This window comes from Superficieibacter sp., from assembly GCF_032071645.1.
Classification (GTDB): Bacteria; Pseudomonadota; Gammaproteobacteria; order Enterobacterales; family Enterobacteriaceae; genus Superficieibacter.
Window position 1 is genome coordinate 1 of sequence record NZ_DAMAPU010000002.1, and the last position, 22623, is coordinate 22623.

Annotated in this window: 22 protein-coding genes; 20 read left to right on the plus strand and 2 right to left on the minus strand. The window is 56.1% G+C overall.

Annotated elements, in window-relative coordinates; genetic code table 11:
* Positions 1-323: 323 nt before the first annotated feature.
* Complete coding sequence (gene queG, locus RT197_RS04250) at positions 324-1463, minus strand: tRNA epoxyqueuosine(34) reductase QueG (RefSeq protein WP_312947601.1); 1140 nt, start codon at positions 1461-1463, stop codon at positions 324-326.
* On the opposite strand from queG, the gene nnr reads away from it, so the two are divergent.
* From nnr to RT197_RS04335, 17 genes are all read left to right on the plus strand, one after another.
* Positions 1462-2988, plus strand: coding sequence for a bifunctional ADP-dependent NAD(P)H-hydrate dehydratase/NAD(P)H-hydrate epimerase (nnr, locus tag RT197_RS04255; protein WP_312947603.1), 1527 nt, complete (start codon positions 1462-1464; stop codon positions 2986-2988). The two genes, queG and nnr, sit on opposite strands and share 2 nt — an antisense overlap.
* Entirely contained in the window at positions 2981-3442 is a 462-nt protein-coding gene (gene tsaE, locus RT197_RS04260; protein ID WP_312947605.1) for a tRNA (adenosine(37)-N6)-threonylcarbamoyltransferase complex ATPase subunit type 1 TsaE, read from the plus strand. Before nnr ends, tsaE begins: the two co-directional genes overlap by 8 nt.
* A 16-nt stretch (positions 3443-3458) precedes the next feature.
* Positions 3459-4799, plus strand: a complete 1341-nt coding sequence (gene amiB / locus RT197_RS04265) for an N-acetylmuramoyl-L-alanine amidase AmiB (protein ID WP_312947607.1) — start codon at positions 3459-3461, stop codon at positions 4797-4799.
* A gap of 9 nt (positions 4800-4808) precedes the next feature.
* Positions 4809-6638 carry a DNA mismatch repair endonuclease MutL gene (gene mutL / locus RT197_RS04270; protein WP_312947609.1) on the plus strand — a complete coding sequence of 610 codons (1830 nt, stop codon included), beginning with the start codon at positions 4809-4811 and terminating at the stop codon, positions 6636-6638.
* Positions 6631-7581 (plus strand): tRNA (adenosine(37)-N6)-dimethylallyltransferase MiaA, encoded by a 951-nt coding sequence (gene miaA / locus RT197_RS04275; RefSeq protein WP_312947611.1) that lies wholly within the window; start codon positions 6631-6633, stop codon positions 7579-7581. The genes mutL and miaA overlap by 8 nt, the downstream gene beginning before the upstream one ends.
* A gap of 88 nt (positions 7582-7669) precedes the next feature.
* Entirely contained in the window at positions 7670-7981 is a 312-nt protein-coding gene (gene hfq, locus RT197_RS04280; RefSeq protein ID WP_312947612.1) for an RNA chaperone Hfq, read from the plus strand.
* Positions 7982-8055: 74 nt separating this feature from the next.
* Positions 8056-9336 (plus strand): ribosome rescue GTPase HflX, encoded by a 1281-nt coding sequence (gene hflX, locus RT197_RS04285; protein WP_312947614.1) that lies wholly within the window; start codon positions 8056-8058, stop codon positions 9334-9336.
* A 92-nt stretch (positions 9337-9428) separates the two neighbouring features.
* Positions 9429-10685, plus strand: a complete 1257-nt coding sequence (hflK, locus tag RT197_RS04290) for an FtsH protease activity modulator HflK (RefSeq protein ID WP_312947616.1) — start codon at positions 9429-9431, stop codon at positions 10683-10685.
* A gap of 2 nt (positions 10686-10687) precedes the next feature.
* Positions 10688-11692 carry a protease modulator HflC gene (gene hflC, locus RT197_RS04295; RefSeq protein WP_312947618.1) on the plus strand — a complete coding sequence of 335 codons (1005 nt, stop codon included), beginning with the start codon at positions 10688-10690 and terminating at the stop codon, positions 11690-11692.
* Between the two features lie 292 nt (positions 11693-11984).
* Entirely contained in the window at positions 11985-12182 is a 198-nt protein-coding gene (locus tag RT197_RS04300) for a DUF2065 domain-containing protein (RefSeq protein WP_312947619.1), read from the plus strand.
* Between the two features lie 100 nt (positions 12183-12282).
* Positions 12283-13581 (plus strand): adenylosuccinate synthase, encoded by a 1299-nt coding sequence (locus tag RT197_RS04305; RefSeq protein ID WP_312947620.1) that lies wholly within the window; start codon positions 12283-12285, stop codon positions 13579-13581.
* Between the two features lie 159 nt (positions 13582-13740).
* Positions 13741-14166, plus strand: coding sequence for a nitric oxide-sensing transcriptional repressor NsrR (gene nsrR, locus RT197_RS04310; protein ID WP_312947622.1), 426 nt, complete (start codon positions 13741-13743; stop codon positions 14164-14166).
* Positions 14167-14204: 38 nt separating this feature from the next.
* Positions 14205-16658, plus strand: coding sequence for a ribonuclease R (gene rnr / locus RT197_RS04315; RefSeq protein WP_312947624.1), 2454 nt, complete (start codon positions 14205-14207; stop codon positions 16656-16658).
* Positions 16659-16699: 41 nt separating this feature from the next.
* Positions 16700-17281 (plus strand): DapH/DapD/GlmU-related protein, encoded by a 582-nt coding sequence (locus tag RT197_RS04320; protein ID WP_312947627.1) that lies wholly within the window; start codon positions 16700-16702, stop codon positions 17279-17281.
* A 220-nt stretch (positions 17282-17501) separates the two neighbouring features.
* Positions 17502-17747, plus strand: a complete 246-nt coding sequence (locus tag RT197_RS04325; protein ID WP_312947630.1) for a YmjA family protein — start codon at positions 17502-17504, stop codon at positions 17745-17747.
* Between the two features lie 176 nt (positions 17748-17923).
* Positions 17924-18406, plus strand: a complete 483-nt coding sequence (locus RT197_RS04330) for a cold shock domain-containing protein (RefSeq protein ID WP_312947632.1) — start codon at positions 17924-17926, stop codon at positions 18404-18406.
* A 126-nt stretch (positions 18407-18532) separates the two neighbouring features.
* The gene (locus tag RT197_RS04335; protein WP_312947634.1) at positions 18533-19072 is read left to right on the plus strand and encodes a DUF2058 domain-containing protein; all 540 of its coding nucleotides are present in this window, start codon (positions 18533-18535) and stop codon (positions 19070-19072) included.
* Positions 19073-19131: 59 nt separating this feature from the next.
* Here the strand turns inward: RT197_RS04335 and RT197_RS04340 are convergent, their stop codons facing one another.
* Positions 19132-19719: a TetR/AcrR family transcriptional regulator gene (locus tag RT197_RS04340; RefSeq protein ID WP_312947637.1), complete on the minus strand. Its 588-nt coding sequence runs from the start codon at positions 19717-19719 to the stop codon at positions 19132-19134.
* 169 nt (positions 19720-19888) lie between these two features.
* Between RT197_RS04340 and RT197_RS04345 the strand changes: the two genes are divergently transcribed.
* The 3 genes from RT197_RS04345 to RT197_RS04355 all read left to right on the plus strand — a co-directional run bounded on the left by RT197_RS04345 (position 19889) and on the right by RT197_RS04355 (position 22623).
* On the plus strand, positions 19889-20644 hold the full coding sequence (locus RT197_RS04345) for an SDR family oxidoreductase (protein WP_312947640.1): 756 nt from the start codon (positions 19889-19891) through the stop codon (positions 20642-20644).
* Between the two features lie 255 nt (positions 20645-20899).
* The gene (locus RT197_RS04350; RefSeq protein WP_312947641.1) at positions 20900-21901 is read left to right on the plus strand and encodes a D-cysteine desulfhydrase; all 1002 of its coding nucleotides are present in this window, start codon (positions 20900-20902) and stop codon (positions 21899-21901) included.
* Entirely contained in the window at positions 21898-22623 is a 726-nt protein-coding gene (locus RT197_RS04355; protein ID WP_312947644.1) for an amino acid racemase, read from the plus strand. The genes RT197_RS04350 and RT197_RS04355 overlap by 4 nt, the downstream gene beginning before the upstream one ends.

Consider the following 22623-nt stretch of genomic DNA (forward strand, 5'->3'; position numbering starts at 1 on the left):
GCACGACCTTGCCAAGGTCGGGGTCGCGAGTTCGAGTCTCGTTTCCCGCTCCAAATCTTCACTCCAGAATAAATTATCCACAGCGACGACGCCCGTTGTACGCCATGTTTTGCACTTCTGACAAACTTCTGTAAACAGAGTTATCCACAGGTTAGCGATTTCTGCCTTCCGCACATAATTGTTCAGAATGTAAATTAGTTTTCGATAACGTTATGAAATTATTGGATAAAATAATATTTCAAAATGTTAATTCGATCGCTTGACGAATTTTTGCGTGTTGAATACCAATGAGTTTTTAATTTTATTCACATGCTGTGAATGGTTTATGCGTCGCGCGGCAAACCTTTTTCAATCACCCGCACCAGCCGCTGTTTTTTGGGTAGCTGTACGTCAACCACGCAGGCATTACGCTTCTGAATTTGCTGCGCAATCGCCCATTCTATGTGCTCGTCGAGAAGTGGGTGCTCACCCCGGCGCGCTTCGAGCGCCCGAATATTGGCTTCATCCCACGGTGCGTTGCCCAGCGCAACGGCAATATTTCGCAGCCAGCGCAGGTGACCAATGCGCCGAATGGCTGAGCCTTCCGTCACCTTCAGAAACCACGCTTCGCTCCACGCAAAGAGTTCAATCAGTTCGGGCGCGTGTAGCGATTTGCGCGGGCTGAAATCTTCCTCGTTCGTCAACTGCGAATAGCGATTCCACGGGCAGATAAGCTGGCAGTCATCGCAACCGTAAATCCGGTTGCCCATCAGCGGACGAAATTCTTCGGGGATCGCGCCTTCCAGCTCAATGGTTAAATAAGAAATGCAGCGCCGGGCGTCTACGGTGTAGGGTTCAACGATCGCCCCGGTCGGGCAAATGGTCATGCAGGCCACGCAGCGCCCGCAGCCTTCTTCAACGGGGCCATCGACGGGCAGCGGGAGGTCGATCAACAACTCGCCGAGAAAAAAGAACGATCCGGCGTCACGGCTGAGGATCAGTGAGTGCTTGCCCGTCCAGCCCAGCCCGGCTTTTTCCGCCAGCGGACGTTCCAGCACAGGCGCGGAATCCACAAAAGGTCTAAAATTCAGCGAAACGCACTGTTCCTGGATTTTCTCACCGAGCTTTTTTAAGCGATTGCGCAGCAGCTTGTGATAGTCGCGTCCGAGCGCGTAGCGGCTGACGTAGCCAAGCGTGGGATCTTTCAGCGTGCGGGCAAACGCAGCGTTGGCGGGCAGATAGTTCATCCGCACGCTGATGACGCGCAGCGTGCCGGGCAGAAGCTCGTGAGGACGGGCGCGCATCATGCCGTGACGCGCCATCCACTCCATTTCGCCGTGGTACTGTTTATCGAGCCACGCCTGGAGTTGCGGCTCGCTGGCGCTAAGATCGGTATCGGTAATACCGACCTGCTGAAACCCGAGTTCAGTGCCCCACTGTTTAATATTTTGCGCTAACTGACTGAGATCGAGGGGCTGAGACATGACGGACCATACCATGAACAAAAACCCCGCAAGTGTACCACACTCCATCTGGCCTGCGCAGGCGCTACCGCGTCTCGAACAAGAAGCAGCAGATGCGCTGGGATTAACGTTGTTTGAACTGATGCAGCGAGCGGGCTTCGCCGCTTTCACCCTGGCACGGGAATGCTGGCCGGACGCGCGCCACTGGCTCATTCTGTGCGGTCACGGTAATAACGGCGGCGACGGCTACGTGGTTGCGAGGCTGGCGCAGGCGGCGGGTATACAGGCGAGCGTAATTGCGCTTCAGAGTGAGAAACCCTTGCCGGAAGAGGCAGAAAGCGCCCGCGAGGCCTGGCTTAACGCGGGCGGCACCGTTCACGCGCCGGATGTGGCCTGGCCGGAAGGTGTTGAGGTCATCGTTGATGGTTTGCTGGGCACTGGCCTGCACAGCGCTCCGCGTGATGATATCGCCGCACTGATTGACCATGCCAACGCGCATCCGGCACCCGTGCTGGCGCTGGATATTCCCTCTGGCCTGCTGGCGCAGACGGGTGCGACGCCCGGCGCGGTAATTCACGCCGCTCATACCATCACTTTCATCGCCCTCAAGCCCGGGCTGCTCACCGGTAAAGCCCGCGACGTGGTGGGGCAACTGCACCATAACGCTCTCGGCCTGGAAGGGTGGCTGGCCGGGCAGGAGCCGCCGTATCTCCGCTTTGACGGCAGCCTGCTGGCCGACTGGCTTAAACCGCGCCGTCCGACCTCTAACAAAGGCGATCACGGCAAACTGCTGATTGTGGGCGGCGATCACGGCACGGCGGGGGCGATCCGCATGACCGGTGAAGCGGCGCTGCGTGCGGGGGCAGGGCTGGTACGGATCTTAACCCGCAGCGATAACATCGTTCCTGTCCTCGCCGCGCGCCCGGAACTGATGGTGCAGGCGCTGACGCCAGAATCGCTCGAAGATAATCTGGAATGGGCGGATGTTGTGGTGATTGGCCCCGGTCTCGGACAGCAAAAATGGGGCCGTCAGGCGCTGCAAAAAATTGAGAATTTTCGCAAACCGATGTTATGGGACGCGGATGCGCTGAACCTGCTGGCAATCAATCCCGATAAACGTCACAATCGCCTGCTGACGCCGCATCCCGGCGAAGCTGCCCGGCTGTTAAACACCGACGTTGCAGAAATTGAGAGCGATCGCTTACTTTCTGCGCAGCGTCTGGTAAAACAGTATGGTGGCACCGTAGTGCTGAAGGGCGCGGGGACGGTGGTTGCCAGCCACGAAGGAACGCTCGGCATCGTGGATGCCGGTAACGCGGGCATGGCGAGCGGCGGAATGGGCGATGTGCTGTCTGGTATTATCGGCGCACTGCTGGCACAAAAGCTGCCACTCTTTGAGGCCGCCGCTGCCGGATGTATTGCTCACGGCGTCGCGGCAGATAAGCTGGCGGCGCGTTACGGTACGCGCGGTATGCTGGCGACTGACCTTTTTTCCACGCTTGTGCGTGTTGTTAACCCGGATGTGATTGACCCAGACCATGATTAATCGAGTAATACCTCTGCCCGACGAACAAGCGACTTTAGACCTCGGTGAACGCATCGCCAAGGCGTGCAATGGCGCAACCGTTATTTATCTTTATGGCGACCTCGGCGCGGGGAAAACCACCTTCAGCCGTGGGTTTTTGCAGGCGCTGGGCCATCGCGGAAACGTCAAAAGCCCGACCTATACGCTGGTCGAGCCTTACGTTCTTGATGCGCTGACGGTCTATCACTTCGATCTGTACCGTCTCGCTGACCCGGAAGAACTGGAGTTTATGGGCATCCGCGACTATTTCACCAATGAGGCGATTTGCCTGGTGGAGTGGCCGCAGCAGGGGACGGGCGTGCTGCCGGAACCGGATATTGAAATACACCTGGATTATCAGGCACAAGGTCGTGAGGCGCGCGTAACCGCGGTCTCCGCATCGGGTGATTCGCTGCTGGCGCGTTTAGCCGGTTAACCTTAAGGGCGACGGGATGATGTATCGTATGCATAAATGGTTGATATCGCTGCTGGTGCTGCTGTGCGCGCAGGCCGGAGCGGCAAGCCTGTCCGATATCCAGGTATCTAATGGCGATCGTCAGGCCCGCATTACCCTAAGTTTTATCGGCGATCCCGAGTACGCATTTTCCCAGGACGGTAAGCGCACCGTCGCGCTGGATATCAAACAAACCGGCGTGATCCAGGGGCTGCCGTTGCAGTTCAGCGGTAACAACCTGGTGAAGGCGATCCGTTCCGGTACGCCAAAAGATAATCAGTCATTAAGGCTGGTGGTCGATCTCACGGAAAACGGGAAAACCCGCGCGGTGAAGCAGCAAAACGGCGGCAACTATACGGTGGTGTTTACCATCAATGCCGATGTCCCGCCGCCGCCTCCTCCTGCGCCAGTGATAGTTGCGCAGCCGCAAGCCGCGCCGCCGGTGGTTGCGCAAACGCGCCCGGTGCAGCCTGCGCAAAACCCGTTTAAAGCAGACAACGATCGCATCACCAGCGTAACGAACAGCAATACCGTAACGCGTCCCGCCATGCGCACACGCACGGCCTCAGGCGATAAAGTCATTATCGCCATTGATGCCGGACACGGCGGTCAGGACCCCGGCGCGATTGGCCCCGGCGGTACGCGCGAAAAAAATGTTACCATCGCCATTGCGCGTAAACTGCGCACCCTGCTGAATGCCGATCCGATGTTTAAAGGTGTGCTGACCCGCGACGGCGACTACTTTATTTCGGTGATGGGGCGCTCTGACGTCGCTCGCCAGCAGAACGCCAACTTCCTTGTGTCGATCCACGCCGACGCCGCGCCTAACCGCGACGCGACCGGCGCGTCGGTATGGGTCTTGTCCAACCGCCGCGCCAATAGCGAAATGGCAAGCTGGCTGGAACAGCACGAGAAGCAATCCGAGCTGCTCGGCGGCGCGGGAGACGTGCTGGCGAACAGTCAGTCCGATCCTTACTTAAGCCAGGCGGTGCTGGATTTACAATTCGGTCATTCGCAGCGCGTCGGGTATGATGTGGCGACGAATATGCTCAGCCAGCTTCAGCGTGTCGGATCGCTGCATAAGCGGCGACCAGAGCACGCCAGCCTTGGCGTTTTACGCTCGCCGGATATTCCATCCGTGCTGGTGGAGACCGGGTTTATCAGCAATACCAGCGAAGAGCGTTTGCTGGGCAGCGATGAATTCCAGCAGCAGATTGCCAGCGCGATTTATGCAGGCCTGCGTAACTACTTCCAGGCGCATCCGCTACAGCCTGGCCCGCAGGGAGACGCCGGGCAGGTTGCCAGCGCATCGTCGCCGGGCGGGATGCTGCTCAACTAAGGAGATTTCATGCCGATTCAGGTTTTGCCTCCGCAGCTTGCAAACCAGATTGCCGCAGGTGAGGTGGTCGAGCGCCCTGCGTCGGTGGTGAAAGAGCTGGTTGAAAACAGCATCGATGCTGGCGCAACGCGAATTGATATCGATATCGAACGCGGTGGCGCTAAGCTCATCCGCATCCGTGATAACGGCTGCGGCATCAAAAAAGACGAGCTGGCGCTGGCGCTGGCTCGTCACGCCACCAGTAAAATCACCACTCTTGACGATCTTGAAGCCATTATCAGCCTCGGCTTTCGCGGTGAAGCGCTGGCGAGCATCAGCTCAGTCTCACGCCTGACGCTTACCTCGCGGACGGCGGAGCAGCAGGAAGCATGGCAGGCCTACGCCGAAGGGCGCGATATGGACGTGACGGTTAAACCGGCGGCGCACCCGGTGGGGACAACGCTGGAAGTGCTGGATCTGTTCTATAACACGCCCGCCCGCCGCAAATTCATGCGCACCGAGAAAACCGAGTTTAACCACATCGACGAGATTATTCGCCGCATCGCGCTGGCGCGTTTTGACGTATCTATCAACTTGAATCATAACGGTAAAATGGTGCGTCAGTATCGCGCAGTGCCGCCGGGCGCGGCGAAAGAACGGCGAATGGGTGCCATTTGCGGGACGGCCTTTCTTGAGAAGGCGCTGGCGATTGAGTGGCAGCACGGCGATCTGACGCTGCGCGGCTGGGTGGCCGATCCGCAGGGAACCACGCCCGCGCTGGCAGAAATTCAGTACAGCTATGTTAACGGGCGCATGATGCGTGACCGCCTGATTAACCACGCGATCCGCCAGGCCTGTGAGGAAAAACTTGGTCTGGATCAGCAGCCTGCGTTTGTGCTCTATCTGGAAATCGATCCGCATCAGGTGGACGTGAACGTCCACCCTGCCAAGCATGAAGTGCGCTTTCACCAGCCGCGGCTGGTTCATGATTTTATCTACCAGGGCGTGCTGAGCGTACTCCAGCAGCGGTTTGACGCGCCGCTGGCGCTGGCGGAAGAGCCGCGCCACGTCCCGGAAAATCGCGTCGCCGCCGGACGCAATCAGTTCGCCGAACCCGCGCCCGAACGCGAGAAAACGCCGCCGCGCCCTGCCTCCGCGCCTGCGGGTGGAGGCGCGAGCTGGCCCAATGCCCAGCCGGGCTACCAGAAACAGCAGGGCGCACTTTACCGCCAGCTGTTACAAACTCCCTCTACCGAACGTCAAGTTCGTGAACCGTCACCGCCGGTACAGGCGCTGGACGGTCACGCGCAGAGTTTTGGTCGTGTGCTGACCATTCTGCACAGCGAGTTTGCTCTGCTGGAGCGGGGAGGCAAATTACAGCTTCTGGCGCTGCCGGTTGCCGAGCGCTGGCTGCGGCAGGCGCAACTCACGCCGGGTAAAAATGAGGTATGCGCTCAGCCGCTGTTGATCCCCCTGCGGCTGAAAGTTTCGGCGCAGGAAAAGCAGGCGATGAGCAACGCACAGGCCGTTTTAACGCAGTTGGGCATTGAATTTCAGTCAGATGCTCATTTTGTGACAATTCGGGCCGTGCCTTTACCCTTGCGGCAACAAAATTTACAAAACTTGATTCCTGAACTGATAGGCTACCTGGCGCAGCAATCGACGCATCTTGTTGAAGATATTGCCCTGTGGCTGGCGCGCAATCTGGCAAGCGAGCATGTCCAGTGGAACATGGCGCAGGCGATTGCGGTGCTGGCAGATGTCGAACGCCTCTGCCCGCAGCTGGTCGCGTCGCCGCCAGGCGGTTTATTACAACCTGTTGAGATACATTCGGCGATGAACGCCCTGAAAGATGAGTAACGTGACACAAGCAGATCTGCCACAGGCAATATTTTTAATGGGGCCAACGGCCTCGGGCAAAACCGCGCTGGCGATAGCGTTACGTAAAGTTTTGCCAGTAGAGTTGATAAGCGTCGATTCCGCCCTTATCTATCAAGGGATGAATATCGGAACGGCGAAGCCGGATGCGGACGAACTTCGCGCCGCGCCGCACCGGTTGTTAGACATTCTCGACCCCGCGCAGGCTTATTCGGCGGCTGATTTCCGCCGCGACGCGCTAAAGGAGATGGCAGAGATTACCGCCTCGGGCCGTATTCCTCTGCTGGTGGGCGGTACGATGCTGTATTTCAAGGCATTACTGGAAGGACTCTCACCGCTTCCTTCCGCTGATCCAGCGGTCAGAGCGAAGATCGAGCAGCAGGCCGCAGAGCAGGGATGGGAGGCGCTACATCAGCAGCTTCAGGAGATTGATCCTGTCGCCGCAGCGCGCATTCATCCTAACGATCCGCAAAGGCTTTCCCGGGCACTGGAAGTTTTTTTCATTTCGGGTAAAACTTTAACGGAGCTGACGCAAACGTCAGGCGAGGCTCTGCCCTACAGGGTGCATCAGTTTGCTATCGCTCCGGCGAGCAGGGAACTGCTCCATCAGCGCATTGAGCAGCGTTTTCATCAGATGTTGGCTTCAGATTTTGAAGCAGAAGTGCGAGCGCTTTTTGCTCGTGGAGATTTGCATACGGATATGCCTTCCATTCGTTGTGTGGGATACCGCCAGATGTGGTCTTATCTTGAAGGCGAGATTTCATATGATGAAATGGTTTATCGAGGTGTTTGCGCCACGAGGCAGTTAGCCAAGCGTCAGGTAACCTGGTTACGCGGATGGGAAGGTGTTCACTGGCTTGACAGTGAAAATCCAGACCAGGCACGTAACGAAGTGTTGCAGGTTGTTGGTGCTAACGCTCATTGAATGTGTACAATTGAGTCGAATCGTGCGCAATTTGCAGAATCGTAAGGTTCTAAGTACAAAACAAGCATACATATAAGGAAAAGAGAGAATGGCTAAGGGGCAATCTTTACAAGACCCGTTCCTGAACGCATTACGTCGGGAACGCGTTCCGGTTTCTATTTATTTGGTGAATGGTATTAAGCTGCAAGGTCAAATCGAATCTTTCGATCAGTTCGTGATTCTGTTGAAGAACACGGTTAGCCAGATGGTGTATAAGCACGCTATCTCTACCGTTGTTCCGTCTCGTCCGGTTTCGCACCATAGCAACAATGCAACGGGTGGCACCGGCAGCAATTATCATCACGGTAGTAACGCGCAGGGTTCTTCTGCGTCCCAGCAAGACGGCGAAGATAACGAATAAGTTATTGGCTGTTTTTCCAGCTCGGGGAGCCGTTTTTTTCAGGTTCCCCGCTGGTCATTAGTGAGGGTTTACGCTTGTTTGACCGTTATGACGCCGGTGAGCAGGCGGTGCTGGTACACATCTATTTTTCGCAAGACAAAGATATGGAAGATCTTCAGGAGTTTGAATCTCTTGTCTCTTCCGCCGGTGTCGACGCAATTCAGGTGATTACCGGTAGCCGTAAAGCACCGCACCCCAAGTATTATGTTGGTGAAGGTAAAGCAGTTGAAATTGCGGAAGCCGTAAAAGCAACGGGTTCATCCGTTGTGCTGTTTGATCACGCCCTGAGTCCGGCCCAGGAACGTAACCTGGAACGTCTTTGCGAATGCCGGGTTATCGACCGTACCGGTCTTATCTTAGATATTTTTGCCCAGCGTGCGCGCACCCATGAGGGTAAGTTGCAGGTTGAGCTGGCGCAGTTGCGCCATATGGCCACGCGCCTCGTGCGCGGCTGGACGCACCTTGAAAGACAAAAAGGCGGTATTGGTTTACGCGGTCCGGGTGAAACCCAGCTCGAAACCGACCGTCGTTTATTACGTAACCGGATTATGCAAATCCTGTCGCGGCTTGAGAAAGTGGAAAAGCAGCGCGAACAGGGGCGTCAGTCGCGCATTAAAGCGGATATCCCTACCGTATCGTTAGTGGGATACACCAACGCCGGGAAATCGACGCTCTTTAATCAGATCACCGAATCGCAGGTTTACGCGGCGGATCAGCTTTTTGCTACGCTCGACCCGACGCTGCGGCGCATTGACGTGGCCGACGTGGGCGAAACCGTGCTGGCGGACACCGTAGGGTTTATCCGTCATCTGCCGCATGACCTGGTTGCCGCCTTTAAGGCCACGCTGCTGGAAACGCGTCAGGCGACGCTGCTGCTGCATGTAATCGACGCTGCCGACGTGCGGGTGCAGGAAAACGTGGACGCCGTCAATACCGTGCTCGAAGAGATTGACGCTCATGAAATCCCCACGCTGCTGATCATGAACAAAATCGATATGCTGGAAGATTTCGAGCCGCGTATCGACCGGGATGAAGAAAATAAACCGATCCGCGTCTGGCTTTCCGCGCAGACCGGGGCAGGTGCAGAACTGCTTTTTCAGGCTTTGACCGAACGGCTTTCCGGTGAAGTAGCGCAGCACACGCTGCGGCTGCCCGTCCAGGAAGGGCGTCTGCGAAGCCGGTTTTATCAGCTTCAGGCAATAGAAAAAGAGTGGCAAGAGGAAGACGGTAGTATTGGTCTGCAAATTCGCCTGCCGATTGTTGACTGGCGTCGCCTCTGTAAACAAGAACCCGCTCTGGTTGATTATATTATTTAACCCGACTGAAGATATTTTTCCTCGATAAGAGGATGCCCGGAACATTGACATCGCACGGGCATATCACCGCATAACAAATATGGAGTACAGAAATGGCGTGGAACCAGCCCGGTAATAACGGACAAGACCGCGACCCCTGGGGGAGTAATAAACCTGGCGGCAACCCCGGCGGAAATGGAAACAAAGGCGGTCGTGAGCAGGGACCGCCTGACCTTGACGATATCTTCCGCAAGCTGAGTAAAAAACTCGGCGGCTTCGGCGGAGGCAACAGAGGCAATGGGACAGGCGGTGCGCCACAAGGTCCGCGTGGCCAGTTGGGCGGTCGCGTTGTCGGCATTGCGGTTGCCGCAGTCGTTATTATCTGGGCGGCAAGCGGGTTCTACACCATTAAAGAAGCAGAGCGTGGCGTGGTCACGCGCTTCGGTCAGTTTAACCATCTGGTTGAGCCGGGCCTGAACTGGAAGCCGACGTTCATTGATGAAGTCACGCCGGTCAACGTTGAAGCCGTGCGCGAGCTGGCCGCGTCTGGCGTCATGCTGACGTCAGACGAAAACGTCGTGCGCGTTGAGATGAACGTGCAGTACCGCATCACCGATCCGCGTCGTTACCTGTTCAGCGTGACCAGCGCCGATGACAGCCTGCGTCAGGCCACAGACAGCGCGCTGCGTGGGGTTATCGGCAAATACACGATGGACCGCATCCTGACTGAAGGCCGTACCGTTATTCGTAGCGATACCCAGCGTGAGCTGGAAGAAACCATCCGTCCGTACAACATGGGTATCACCCTGCTGGACGTCAACTTCCAGGCTGCTCGTCCGCCAGAAGCCGTTCAGGCGGCGTTTGATGATGCCATCTCCGCGCGTGAGAACGAGCAGCAGTCCATTCGTGAAGCGGAAGCGTACAGCAACGAAGTCCAGCCGCGTGCTAACGGTCAGGCGCAGCGTATTCTCGAAGAAGCCCGCGCTTATAAAACGCAAACTGTGTTAGAAGCGCAGGGTGAAGTGGCACGCTTTGCTAAAATCCTGCCGGAATATAAAGCCGCCCCGGAAATTACCCGCGAGCGTCTGTATATCGAAACGATGGAAAAAGTCCTGAGCCACACCCGTAAAGTGCTGGTGAACGACAAAGGCGGCAACCTGATGGTTCTCCCACTGGATCAAATGCTTAAAGGTGGTAATGCCTCGTCAGCAAAGAATGAAAACAGCGGCGCAAACAACCTTCTGCGCCTGCCGCCTGCGTCCTCTGGCAACAGCAGTGCGAATAAATCATCGTCAGACAGTCAGGACGATATCATGGACCAACGCCGCGCCAACGCGCAGCGTAACGACTACCAGCGTCAGGGGGAATAACGATGCGTAAGTCTGTTATTGCGATTATCATCATCGTGCTGGTAGTGCTTTATACCTCATTATTTGTGGTGAAAGAGGGCGAGCGTGGGATCACGCTGCGCTTCGGTAAAGTACTGCGAGACGACGACAACAAGCCGCTGGTCTTTGAACCAGGTCTGCACTTCAAGATCCCGTTTATCGAATCGGTTAAAACGCTTGATGCCCGTATCCAGACGATGGATAACCAGGCTGACCGCTTTGTGACCAAAGAGAAGAAAGACCTGATCGTTGACTCCTACATCAAATGGCGTATCAGCGACTTCAGCCGTTACTATCTGGCTACCGGCGGCGGTGACGTATCGCAGGCCGAAGTGCTGCTGAAACGTAAATTCTCTGACCGTCTGCGGTCTGAAATCGGTCGTCTGGATGTGAAAGACATCGTGACCGACTCGCGTGGTCGTCTGACCATTGAAGTGCGTGAAGCGCTGAACTCCGGTTCTGCGGGCACGGAAGACGAAGTTGCGACGCCGGGCGCGGATAACGAAATCGCCAAAGCCGCCGAGCGCGTATCGGCTGAAACCAACGGCAAGGTGCCGGTGGTGAATCCGAACAGTATGGCGGCGCTGGGTATCGAAGTGGTGGATGTGCGTATCAAGCAGATCAACCTGCCGACCGAAGTTTCCGAGGCGATCTACAACCGTATGCGTGCCGAGCGTGAAGCGGTTGCTCGTCGTCACCGTTCACAGGGTGAAGAAGAGAAAGAGAAGATCCAGGCTGCCGCAGATTACGAAGTTACCAAAACGCTGGCAGAAGCCGAGCGTCAGGGCCGTATCATGCGCGGTGAAGGTGATGCCGAAGCGGCCAAACTGTTTGCCGACGCATTCAGCCAGGACCCGGACTTCTACGCCTTTATTCGTAGCCTGCGCGCGTACGAAAACAGCTTCCAGGGCAACCAGGACGTCATGGTCCTTAGCCCGGAAAATGATTTCTTCCGCTATATGAAAACGCCGACTTCCGTAACGCGTTAATCCTGAAGCCTTAAACCCTCCAGAGTGCGATGCTCTGGAGGGTTTTTTATCATTTTAGCCCTGAACAACTCACTCCGCGGATCAACGAGAAAAAGCGCCGAGTTTTCCGCTTTGCCTGCCACTTCTCTGCTGGCGCACCCTGTTCATGGTAAATACTTTTTAATGCGGCCGTGCATCAGGTATTCTGCCGGTGCTTTAGTACGCTTAGCGCAGCAAAATAACAAAACGCTATTTTTAGCGCGCTGCCTGTCCCTGATGATTTAACGTTTGTCTGGCAAAGGATGGATCTGCTTTGAACTCAACAATCCTGCTGGCCCTCGCGCTGGTTTTAGTGCTGGAAGGCTTAGGCCCGATGCTTTATCCGCGTGCCTGGCGCAAAATGATCGCCGCGCTCGCGATACTGCCGGATAATATTTTGCGTCGTTTTGGCGGCGGACTTGTGGTCGCCGGGTTTGTGATCTACTACATGTTGACGAAAACGATTGGCTGATCAAATAGTGGTCGGATTTGCCGTTTTTCGGGTGCAAAAAGTGCTGATTAACACAAAAAGCGGTGGTAGAATCCATTTTTAAGCAATCGGTGATTTTAAAATGGGTAACAACGTCGTCGTACTGGGCACCCAATGGGGTGACGAAGGTAAAGGAAAGATCGTAGATCTTCTGACTGAACGGGCTAAATATGTGGTGCGCTATCAGGGCGGTCACAATGCAGGTCATACTCTCGTAATCAACGGTGAAAAAACCGTTCTCCATCTTATTCCATCAGGCATTCTTCGCGATAACGTCACCAGCATTATTGGTAACGGCGTAGTGCTGTCGCCTGCCGCGCTGATGAAAGAAATGAAAGAACTGGAAGACCGTGGTATCCCGGTTCGTGAGCGTCTGTTGCTCTCTGAAGCCTGCCCGCTGATCCTCGACTATCACGTCGCGCTGGACGTAGCGCGCGAAAAAGCGCGTGGCGCGAAAGCCATCGGCACCACCGGTCGTGGTATCGGTCCGGCTTACGAAGATAAAGTCGCCCGTCGCGGTCTGCGCGTTGGCGATCTGTTCGACAAAGCCACCTTTGCTGACAAGCTGAAAGAAGTGATGGAATATCACAACTTCCAGCTGGTGAACTTCTACAAAGTCGACGCCGTTGACTACCAGAAAGTGCTGGATGACGTTATGGCGATTGCCGATATCCTCACCGCGATGGTAGTGGACGTCTCTGACCTGCTCGACCAGGCGCGTCAGCGCGGCGACTTCGTGATGTTCGAAGGCGCGCAGGGTACGCTGCTGGATATCGACCACGGCACCTATCCGTACGTAACGTCCTCCAACACCACTGCGGGTGGCGTGGCGACCGGTTCCGGCCTGGGTCCGCGTTATGTGGATTACGTGCTCGGCATCATCAAAGCCTACTCCACGCGCGTGGGCGCGGGTCCGTTCCCGACCGAGCTGTTTGATGACATCGGTGAGTTCCTGTGCAAACAGGGTAACGAATACGGCGCTACCACCGGTCGCCGCCGTCGTACCGGCTGGCTGGATGCGGTTGCCGTGCGCCGTGCGGTGCAGATCAACTCCCTGTCCGGCTTCTGCCTGACCAAACTGGACGTGCTGGACGGCCTGAAAGAAGTGAAAATCTGCGTCGGTTACCGTATGCCGGATGGCCGCGAAGTCACCACTACGCCGCTGGCAGCCGATAACTGGGAAGGCATTGAGCCAATCTACGAAACGCTGCCGGGCTGGTCTGAATCCACCTTCGGCGTGAAAACGCGTGATGGCCTGCCGCAGACGGCGCTGGACTACATCAAGCGTATCGAAGAGCTGACTGGCGTTCCGATTGACATCATCTCTACCGGTCCCGATCGTACCGAGACCATGATTCTGCGCGATCCGTTCGACGCATAATCTTTTGCACTACTGGCCTGCGCCGATACGCGCGGGCCAGATATCCCGTCCGACACTCCCGCTTTTTGCCTCGCGATCCAAATTAATTAGCGACCTGAAGGTTGGCTGGTTTATCATCACTACTATAAATATCCGTGTTTCCCCTGGTTTGAGGTTGATGTGCAGTTAACGAGTTTTACCGATTACGGTCTGCGTGCGCTAATCTATATGGCATCGCTACCGGATGGGCGGATGACCAGCATCTCGGAAGTGACTGCCGTATACGGTGTGTCCCGTAATCATATGGTCAAAATAATCAATCAGCTTAGTCGTGCTGGCTATGTGGCCGCCGTACGGGGAAAAAACGGGGGGATCCGGCTCGGCAAACCCGCAGAAACTATTCGCATTGGTGATGTTGTACGAGAGCTGGAGCCGCTTACCCTGGTGAACTGCAACAGCGCATTTTGCCATATTACGCCAGCGTGCCGCCTGAAACAGGCGCTTTCACAAGCCGTGCAGAGCTTCCTTAAGGAGCTGGATAACCTCACGCTGGCCGATTTGGTTGAAGAAAATCAACCGCTTTATAAATTATTACTGGTGGAGTGACGATTAACGCCATCAGCGCTGACAACGGAGGAACCGCTATGTCACAAGATCCTTTCCTGAACCGCGAAGCAGAAAAATACGCGAACCCCATCCCAAGCCGGGAATTTATCCTCGAACATTTAACCAAACGTGAAAAACCAGCCAACCGCGAAGAGCTGGCGGTTGAACTTAATATTGAAGGTGAAGAGCAGACTGAAGCCTTGCGCCGCCGCCTGCGTGCGATGGAGCGCGACGGTCAGTTAGTCTTCACCCGCCGCCAGTGCTACGCGCTGCCGGAGCGCCTCGACCTGCTTAAAGGCGTGGTGATCGGTCACCGCGATGGCTTCGGCTTCCTGCGCGTTGAAGGCCGCAAGGACGATCTCTATCTCTCCAGCGAACAAATGAAAACCTGCATTCATGGCGATCAGGTACTGGCCCAGCCGCTGGGCGCGGACCGTAAAGGCCGTCGCGAAGCGCGTATCGTGCGCGTGCTGGTGCCGAAAACCGGTCAGATTGTCGGGCGCTACTTTACCGACGCGGGCGTGGGCTTTGTGGTGCCGGACGACAGCCGTCTGAGCTTCGACATCCTCATTCCGCCGGAAGATATCATGGGCGCGCGGATGGGCTTTGTCGTGGTGGTTGAACTCACCCAGCGCCCGACCCGCCGCACCAAGGCCGTAGGTAAAATCGTCGAAGTGCTCGGCGAAAACATGGGCACCGGCATGGCGGTCGATATGGCCCTGCGTACCCATGAAATTCCCTACGTCTGGCCGCAGGCGGTTGAAGATCAGATTGCCAGCCTGAAAGAACAGGTGCCGGAAGAGGCCAAAGTGGGCCGTGTGGATCTGCGCAACCTGCCGCTGGTTACTATCGACGGCGAAGACGCCCGCGACTTTGACGATGCGGTCTACTGCGAGAAAAAACGCGGTGGCGGCTGGCGTTTATGGGTGGCGATTGCCGACGTCAGCTATTACGTGCGTCCACCCACACCGCTGGATCAGGAAGCCCGCAACCGTGGCACCTCGGTCTATTTCCCGTCGCAGGTCGTACCGATGCTGCCGGAAGTGCTCTCTAATGGCCTGTGCTCGCTCAACCCGCAGGTTGACCGCCTGTGTATGGTCTGTGAGATGACCCTCTCCGCCAAAGGCCGCCTGACCGGTTTTAAATTCTACGAAGCGGTGATGAGTTCACACGCGCGTCTGACCTATACCAAAGTCTGGCATATGCTTCAGGGCGACCAGGAACTGCGCACGCAGTATGCGCCGCTGGTTAAACACATCGAAGAGCTGCATAACCTTTATAAAGTGCTGGAGCAGGCCCGCACCGAGCGCGGCGGTATCTCTTTTGAGAGCGAAGAGGCGAAGTTTATTTTCAACGCCGAGCGCCGCATTGAGCGCATTGAGCAGACCCAGCGCAACGACGCGCATAAGCTTATTGAAGAATGCATGATTCTGGCGAATATTTCGGCGGCACGCTTTGTCGAGAAAGCCCAGGAGCCTGCGCTGTTCCGTATTCACGACAAACCGACTAACGAAGCGATTACGTCGTTCCGCTCGGTACTGGCAGAGCTGGGGCTGGAACTGCCGGGCGGTAATAAGCCGGAGCCGCGCGACTACGCTGAACTGCTGGAGTCCATCGCCGATCGTCCTGACGCCGAGATGCTGCAAACCATGCTGCTGCGCTCGATGAAGCAGGCAATCTACGACCCGGAGAACCGTGGACACTTTGGCCTCGCGCTACAGTCCTACGCTCACTTTACCTCGCCGATCCGCCGCTACCCGGATCTCTCCCTGCACCGCGCCATCAAATATCTGCTGGCAAAAGAGCAGGGCCACAAAGGTAACAGCACCGACACCGGCGGTTATCACTACTCCATGGAAGAGATGCTGCAACTGGGCCAGCACTGTTCGATGGCTGAACGCCGCGCTGACGAAGCCACCCGCGATGTCGCTGACTGGCTGAAGTGCGACTTTATGCAGGATCAGGTCGGCAATATCTTTAAAGGCGTGATCGCCAGCGTCACGGGTTTTGGCTTTTTTGTCCGTCTTAGCGATCTGTTCATTGATGGCCTGGTTCACGTCTCCTCGCTGGACAACGACTACTATCGCTTCGACCAGGTCGGTCAGCGGCTGATCGGTGAATCCGGCGGCCAGACCTATCGCCTCGGCGACCGCGTTGAAGTGCGCGTGGAAGCGGTCAACATGGACGAACGTAAAATCGACTTCTCGCTGATTTCCAGCGAACGCGCACCGCGCAACGTCGGCAAAACCGAGCGTGAAAAAGCCCGCAGAGGCGGGCAGAACACCAACAGCAAGCGCCGTCAGGTCGGTAAAAAAGTGAATTTCGAGCCAGACAGCGCATTCCGTGGCGGCAAAGGTAAAACCAAACCGAAAGCGGAAAAAGCGGGCGAAAATAAAGGCGCGAAAAAGGCGAAAAAACCGTCAGAGAAAACGCAGAAAATCGCTGCTGCCACCAAAGCCAAACGCTCAGCGAAAAAGAAAATCGCTGAATAATCATTAGGTCAGCGATTTGTTTATACAAAAGGAGAAAGGAAATGTCTGTAAGGGAAAGGATGAATACGGGCAGGCTCTACACCGATCACTGTGAAGGGCTGCCGGAGGAACGTCGTACCGGCAAAGAGCTGGCTTATGATTACAATATGACGCGCTCGTCAGAAGAGGCCAGACGGCGCGACATTTTGCCGCGACTGTTTGGCAGCCTGGGAAAAGACTGCTGGATTGAACCACCCGTTCGCGTGGCCTATGGCAGCCATACCCACATTGGTAATCATTTTTACGCCAACTTTAACTTCACACTCGTTGACGATGCCACGGTAACCATCGGCGATAACGTGATGGTCGCCCCAAACGTCACCATCTCGACGGCGGGGCATCCCATTGACCCGGCAATCCGCATTACGGGTCAGCAGTTCTCGCTGCCGGTGATTATCGAGGATAACGTCTGGCTCGGCACTGGCGTTATCATCAACCCCGGCGTGACGATTGGGCGCAACAGCGTGATCGGTGCGGGCAGCGTGGTCACAAAATCGATCCCAGCGGATGTTGTCGCGGTCGGCGTGCCGTGCCGGGTACTGAGGGCGATTAACGAAGAAGACAGGGCGGCTTTCGCGCAGTAGCGAGTGACCCCTGCGGAGTGAGTAAAGTCGCCGCAGGGGATAATTTTTGTGGCGGGGCCGGTTTCCTGCGGGCTTTTACAGCTGATATCTGCTCCCCCATATTATTCACCAACGCCTTCGGCACATCTGATATCACCGCGCATCATCGCGACGTGATGATAAAAAATGATATTATCGCGGCCAGACGAGACAGACCGCCACATCATCCCGGAGACGACTGATGAACAATGACATCCCATTAAAATATTATGACATCGTCGATGAGTATTCGACGGAGTGCGCAGAGCCGGTGACAGAGGCAGAGCGCGACTCTCTGGCGCACTATTTTCAGCTGCTGATTACCCGGTTAATGAATAACGAGGAAATCAGTGAGGATGCGCAGAAAGAGATGGCGAAGGAGGCGGGTATCGCCGAATCGCGCATCGACGAGATTGCAACCTTCCTGAACCAGTGGGGCAATGAGTAATTGCAGGTTTTGAGCGAGCCGCAGCGATGCCTGTCCGGCGCATTGCGGCGCTAACCGCCCAACCCGACCGCACTTCGCATCCAGAAATTTATCCTCACGATACGTAGTCTGCGCAGGCATTGTGCTTTACACTGCGCCCTGCAAAAATGAGTGGATAAACGATTAATCAGGTGGTAATGGCGATGAACGGAACAATCACAACGTGGTTTAAAGATAAAGGCTTTGGATTTATCAAAGATGAAAACGGCGAAAATCGTTATTTTCATGTGATTAAGGTCGCCAACCCGGAGCTGATTAAGAAGGATGCGGCGGTCACTTTCGAACCGACGACCAATAACAAGGGTTTGTCCGCGTATGCGGTAAAAGTCGTCCCGGAAAGCAAATACATCTACATCGCGGGTGAGCGCCTTAAGCTCACGGCGATCAAAAACTACCTTATTTACAGCGAAGAAGTTCCGGCTGATGCCCGTATTGATAAAGATAATGCGGTGTTATCCGTCGGCGCATTAATGGGCAGCATCCGGCCAAAAATCGCCAACAAGCCCGGTGAAATGCGCACGCTGAAAAAACTGGCGATCACCACTTTCCAGGGCAATACGCTGATTTTCTCGGAAGATGAAATAGACATCGATGCCACGGTGAAAATGCTTAAGGTCTGATGGCATTCGGTATCAGGGGCTGGCGCGCCGCGATGCACGGCGCTTTCGTCTCGTCCGCGAATCAGGTACAGCCGCAATAATTACAGGTATAATCTTACCTGGCCTTCAACGATTTCAGACACGAAAATGACAAAACTTACCTTACAAGAACAGATGCTAAAAGCGGGTTTAGTGACCAGCAAAAAAATGGCCAAAGTTCAGAGAACGGCCAAAAAATCACGCGTGCAGGCGCGCGAGGCACGCGAGGCTGTGGAAGAAAATAAAAAAGCGCAGCTTGAGCGTGATAAGCAGCTGAACGAACAGCAAAAACAGGCCGCTTTATCGAAAGAATATAAAGCGCAGGTGAAGCAGCTTATTGAAATGAACAGAATCAGCATCGTAAAAGGCGATATTGATTTTAACTTTACCGACAATAACCTCATTAAACGGGTCGTTGTCAATAAGGCCACCCAGGCCCAGCTGATCAGCGGTCGCCTCGCCATTGCGCGTCTGGTTGTCGATAGCAATGGCGAATCCGAATACGCCATCATCCCCGCGAGCGTTGCCGATAAAATCGCGCAGCGGGATGCGGGCAGCATCGTCTTAAATAGTGCGCTCAGTCAGGAAGAGCAGGATGAAGACGATCCGTACGCTGATTTCAAAGTGCCTGATGATTTGATGTGGTAATGCATCTCCGGCAAAACTAAAGAGTACGGGCACCGAAAGGGTGCCTGTTCTTTACACGGTTACTCTTTTGTCGGCCACGTCCCAAGCACATACTCCGCCACGCCCTCCAGATCTTCCCGTAGCGCTCCGGCTTTCGCCTGTACCGCCATTCCTTGCGTTGTCGTCATTACCACTGAAGCCAGCACCGCGCTGTCGGCTGACGCAGGGAGATCGCCCTCGCGCTTAGCCTGTTCAAAACGCGCCTTCAGCGCCCGTTGACCTTCTGCACGTCGCCGTATCAGCTCGCCACGAATCGACTCGGCATCATCCGAGCAGGCCAGCGCGCCATTAATCCCCAGACAGCCGGGATGGACCGCGCTCATGGTATGAAGGCGAGCGCAGCCTCGCAGGATGGTTTCTGCCACTTTGCGGGAGGTCGGTTCGGTCAGCGCGGCGGCCATAAAATCCAGATACTTCATCTGGTAAAGATCCAGCGCCTTCTGGAAAAGCGCCTCTTTATTGCCGAACGCGGCGTAAAGACCGGGGCGCGCAACGCCCGTGGCCTGCGTCAGATCGGGAAATGACGTGCCTTCATACCCCTTTTGCCAGAAAACCGCGAGCGCCGCTTCCAGCGCTTCGGCTTCATCGAACTGCTTGTGTCGACCCATGTTTAGTCTGTGCCTCTTTTCAATAACGATCAGTATAAAACGCTTGACGCCGCGCAGGCAATAAAATACCGTTCGATAAAGTATCAATCGGTATTTTATTTTAAGCATTAAGAGAAAGCGCAGCCGTGCGCTGTGACAACATCCTTCAATCCGACAATGAGGAACTGCAATGAGCAAGTTATTTTCTGGAAAGGTCGCCCTGATCACCGGCGGTTCGCGTGGGCTTGGTGCCGCCACCGCTGCGGCGTTAGCCGATCGCGGGGCGGATATCGCCATTACCTATGTCGCTTCAGAGCAAAAGGCGCAGGCCGTCGTCGAGGGCCTGCGGGCGAAAGGCGTGCGTGCCATCGCCATTAAGAACGATCAGGGCGATCCCACGGCCGCTGAATCGCTGATTCGCGAAGTCACGGACACGCTGGGCAGGCTTGATATTCTGGTGAATAACGCGGCCGTGGCGTGGCAGGGCAAGACTATTGACGCGCCCGACATCGATAACGCGGCAATGGACAGACAATGGGCTATTAATACGCTGGGCGTGATCGCCAACATTCGCGCGGCGGTGAAAGTGCTGCCGGACGGCGGGCGCATTATCTCGGTTGGTTCCGGGCTTGGATCGCGTATCGGCTTCCCCGGCACCACCGATTACGCGGCCAGCAAAGCCGCCGTTGTGGGCTACAGTAAAGGCGCCGCGCGGGATCTGGGCGCGCGCAATATTACCGTGAACGTGGTTCAGGCCGGAATAATGGATACCGATATGGCTGCGGCATCGAAGGATAACCTTCCGCCCATCGTGCTGGCCTCGCACGCCATCCAGCGCTTCGCAACGGTGGAAGAGGTGGCTGCCGCGATTGTTTACCTCGCCGGACCCGACGCGGGCTTTATTACCGGCTCGGTGCTCAACGTGGACGGCGGATTTACGGCCTGAGAAATGAATAAACAACGGGGCGTGGCAGGCAATCTTCCATGCCTCCGTTATTCTTTTTTCCTCTAATCTGTTCCAAATCGACATACTTAATTGCCATTCCCCCGCTATTTCCCGCCTTAGCTTAATTCCGGTAATTGATATTTAGAATTGTTGATTAGCCGCCGAAATCAGATGTGTATAGTGAATTCCAACTCGTTTATTGACCCGATGAAAAAGCGCGGGCGTTAACACTGTTCTGATTTACAAGGAGCTATTATGCATCTGGCCCGATTCCCGCGAATCACCCTCGGTCATTTCCCGACACCTTTAGAGCCTCTCGATAATTTATCTACATTACTGGGCGGGCCGAAAATATGGATCAAACGCGACGACGCGACCGGGCTGGCAACGGGTGGAAATAAAACCCGCAAGCTGGAGTTTTTGCTGGCGGATGCGCTGCAAAAAAACGCGGACATTATTATCACCCAAGGCGCGACCCAGTCTAACCATGTGCGCCAGACTATCGCGGGCGCGGCGAAGCTCGGCTTACAGGCGAAGGTGCTGCTGGAAAAGCGAGTGACCGATTTCGGTGAAGATTATCAGCGCTCCGGCAACGTGCTGCTGGACAACCTGCTGGGCGGCGAAATCGTCGCGCATTTACCGGGCGGTACTGATATGCAACAGGCGATGGAAGAGTACGCCGCGACCCTGCGCGAGCAGGGGCATAATCCGTATGTCATTCCCGGCGGCGGCTCGAACGCCATCGGCGCGCTCGGCTATGTCGCCTGCGCTGAAGAGTTACTGTATCAGTCTTCCCAGCTACGTTTGCGCATCGATCATGTGGTTCACGCCACCGGCAGTACCGGCACCCAGGCCGGACTGGTTGCCGGATTTCATGCTACCAACAGCCAGGTGCCGGTGCTGGGGATCAGCGTGCGTGCGCCAAAGGCGAAGCAGGAAGAGAACGTCTGGAATCTGGCCTCGCGCACGCTTGAACTGCTGGGCGTGGCGGGGGAACTGCCGCGCGAAGCGGTGGTGGCAAACAGCGATTACGTGGGTGACGGCTACGGTCTTCCCACCGACAGTATGCTGGAGGCGCTGACCCTGCTGGCTCGTCACGAAGGTATTCTGCTGGACCCGGTTTATTCCGGCAAAGGCATGGCGGGGCTGATTGACCTCATTCGCAAAGGCCACTTCCGCAAAGAAGATAACGTGGTATTTATTCACACCGGTGGTTCGGCGGGGCTGTTTGGTTACCGTCAGGTGCTGGAAAAATGACCCAGCCGTTTTTGCTGGGTGTACTCGGCGGGATGGGGCCGCTGGCAACCGTTGATTTTATGTCAACGCTGCTGGCGGTGACGCCTGCAACCAGCGACCAGCAGCAGATCCCGACGGTAGTGTGGAACGTGCCGCAAATTGCCGACCGGCAAAAAGCGCTGGCGGGCACCGGTCCGTCGCCGTTGCCGCAGCTTCTGACCGGTATTGCAAAGCTGAATCAGGCGGGGGCCAGCCATATTGTGATCCCGTGCAATACCGCGCATCACTGGTTTTCGGCGCTAAGCGACGTCAGCCGCGCACCGCTGATCCATATTGTTGATGCCACCATTGCGGCGGTGGTGGAGGCCAGCCCAAAACCGCAGCGCATCGGCATCATCGCCACCAAAGGCACGCTGGACGCGGGCTGGTTTCAGCGCGGCCTTCAGCAGCACGGCATTACGCCGGTTGTTCCTGATGACGTCGAGCTGGAAACCTGGTTTGTTCCCGGCTGCTACGCCGTTAAGCGCGGTGAACTGGCAGAAGGCGGCGCGGCGCTGGTGCATCAGGCCAGAGCGCTGTTTGCGCGCGGCGCGGAAAAACTGATCCTCGCCTGTACTGAAGTTCCCGTGGCGCTACGGGCCGTTAACGCGCCTTTCTTACCGCTGACTTTCGATCCCGCCCATGCCCTGGCAGAGCGATGTTCGAAAATATGGCAGGACTACCGTACTTCTTATTTAGCGTAA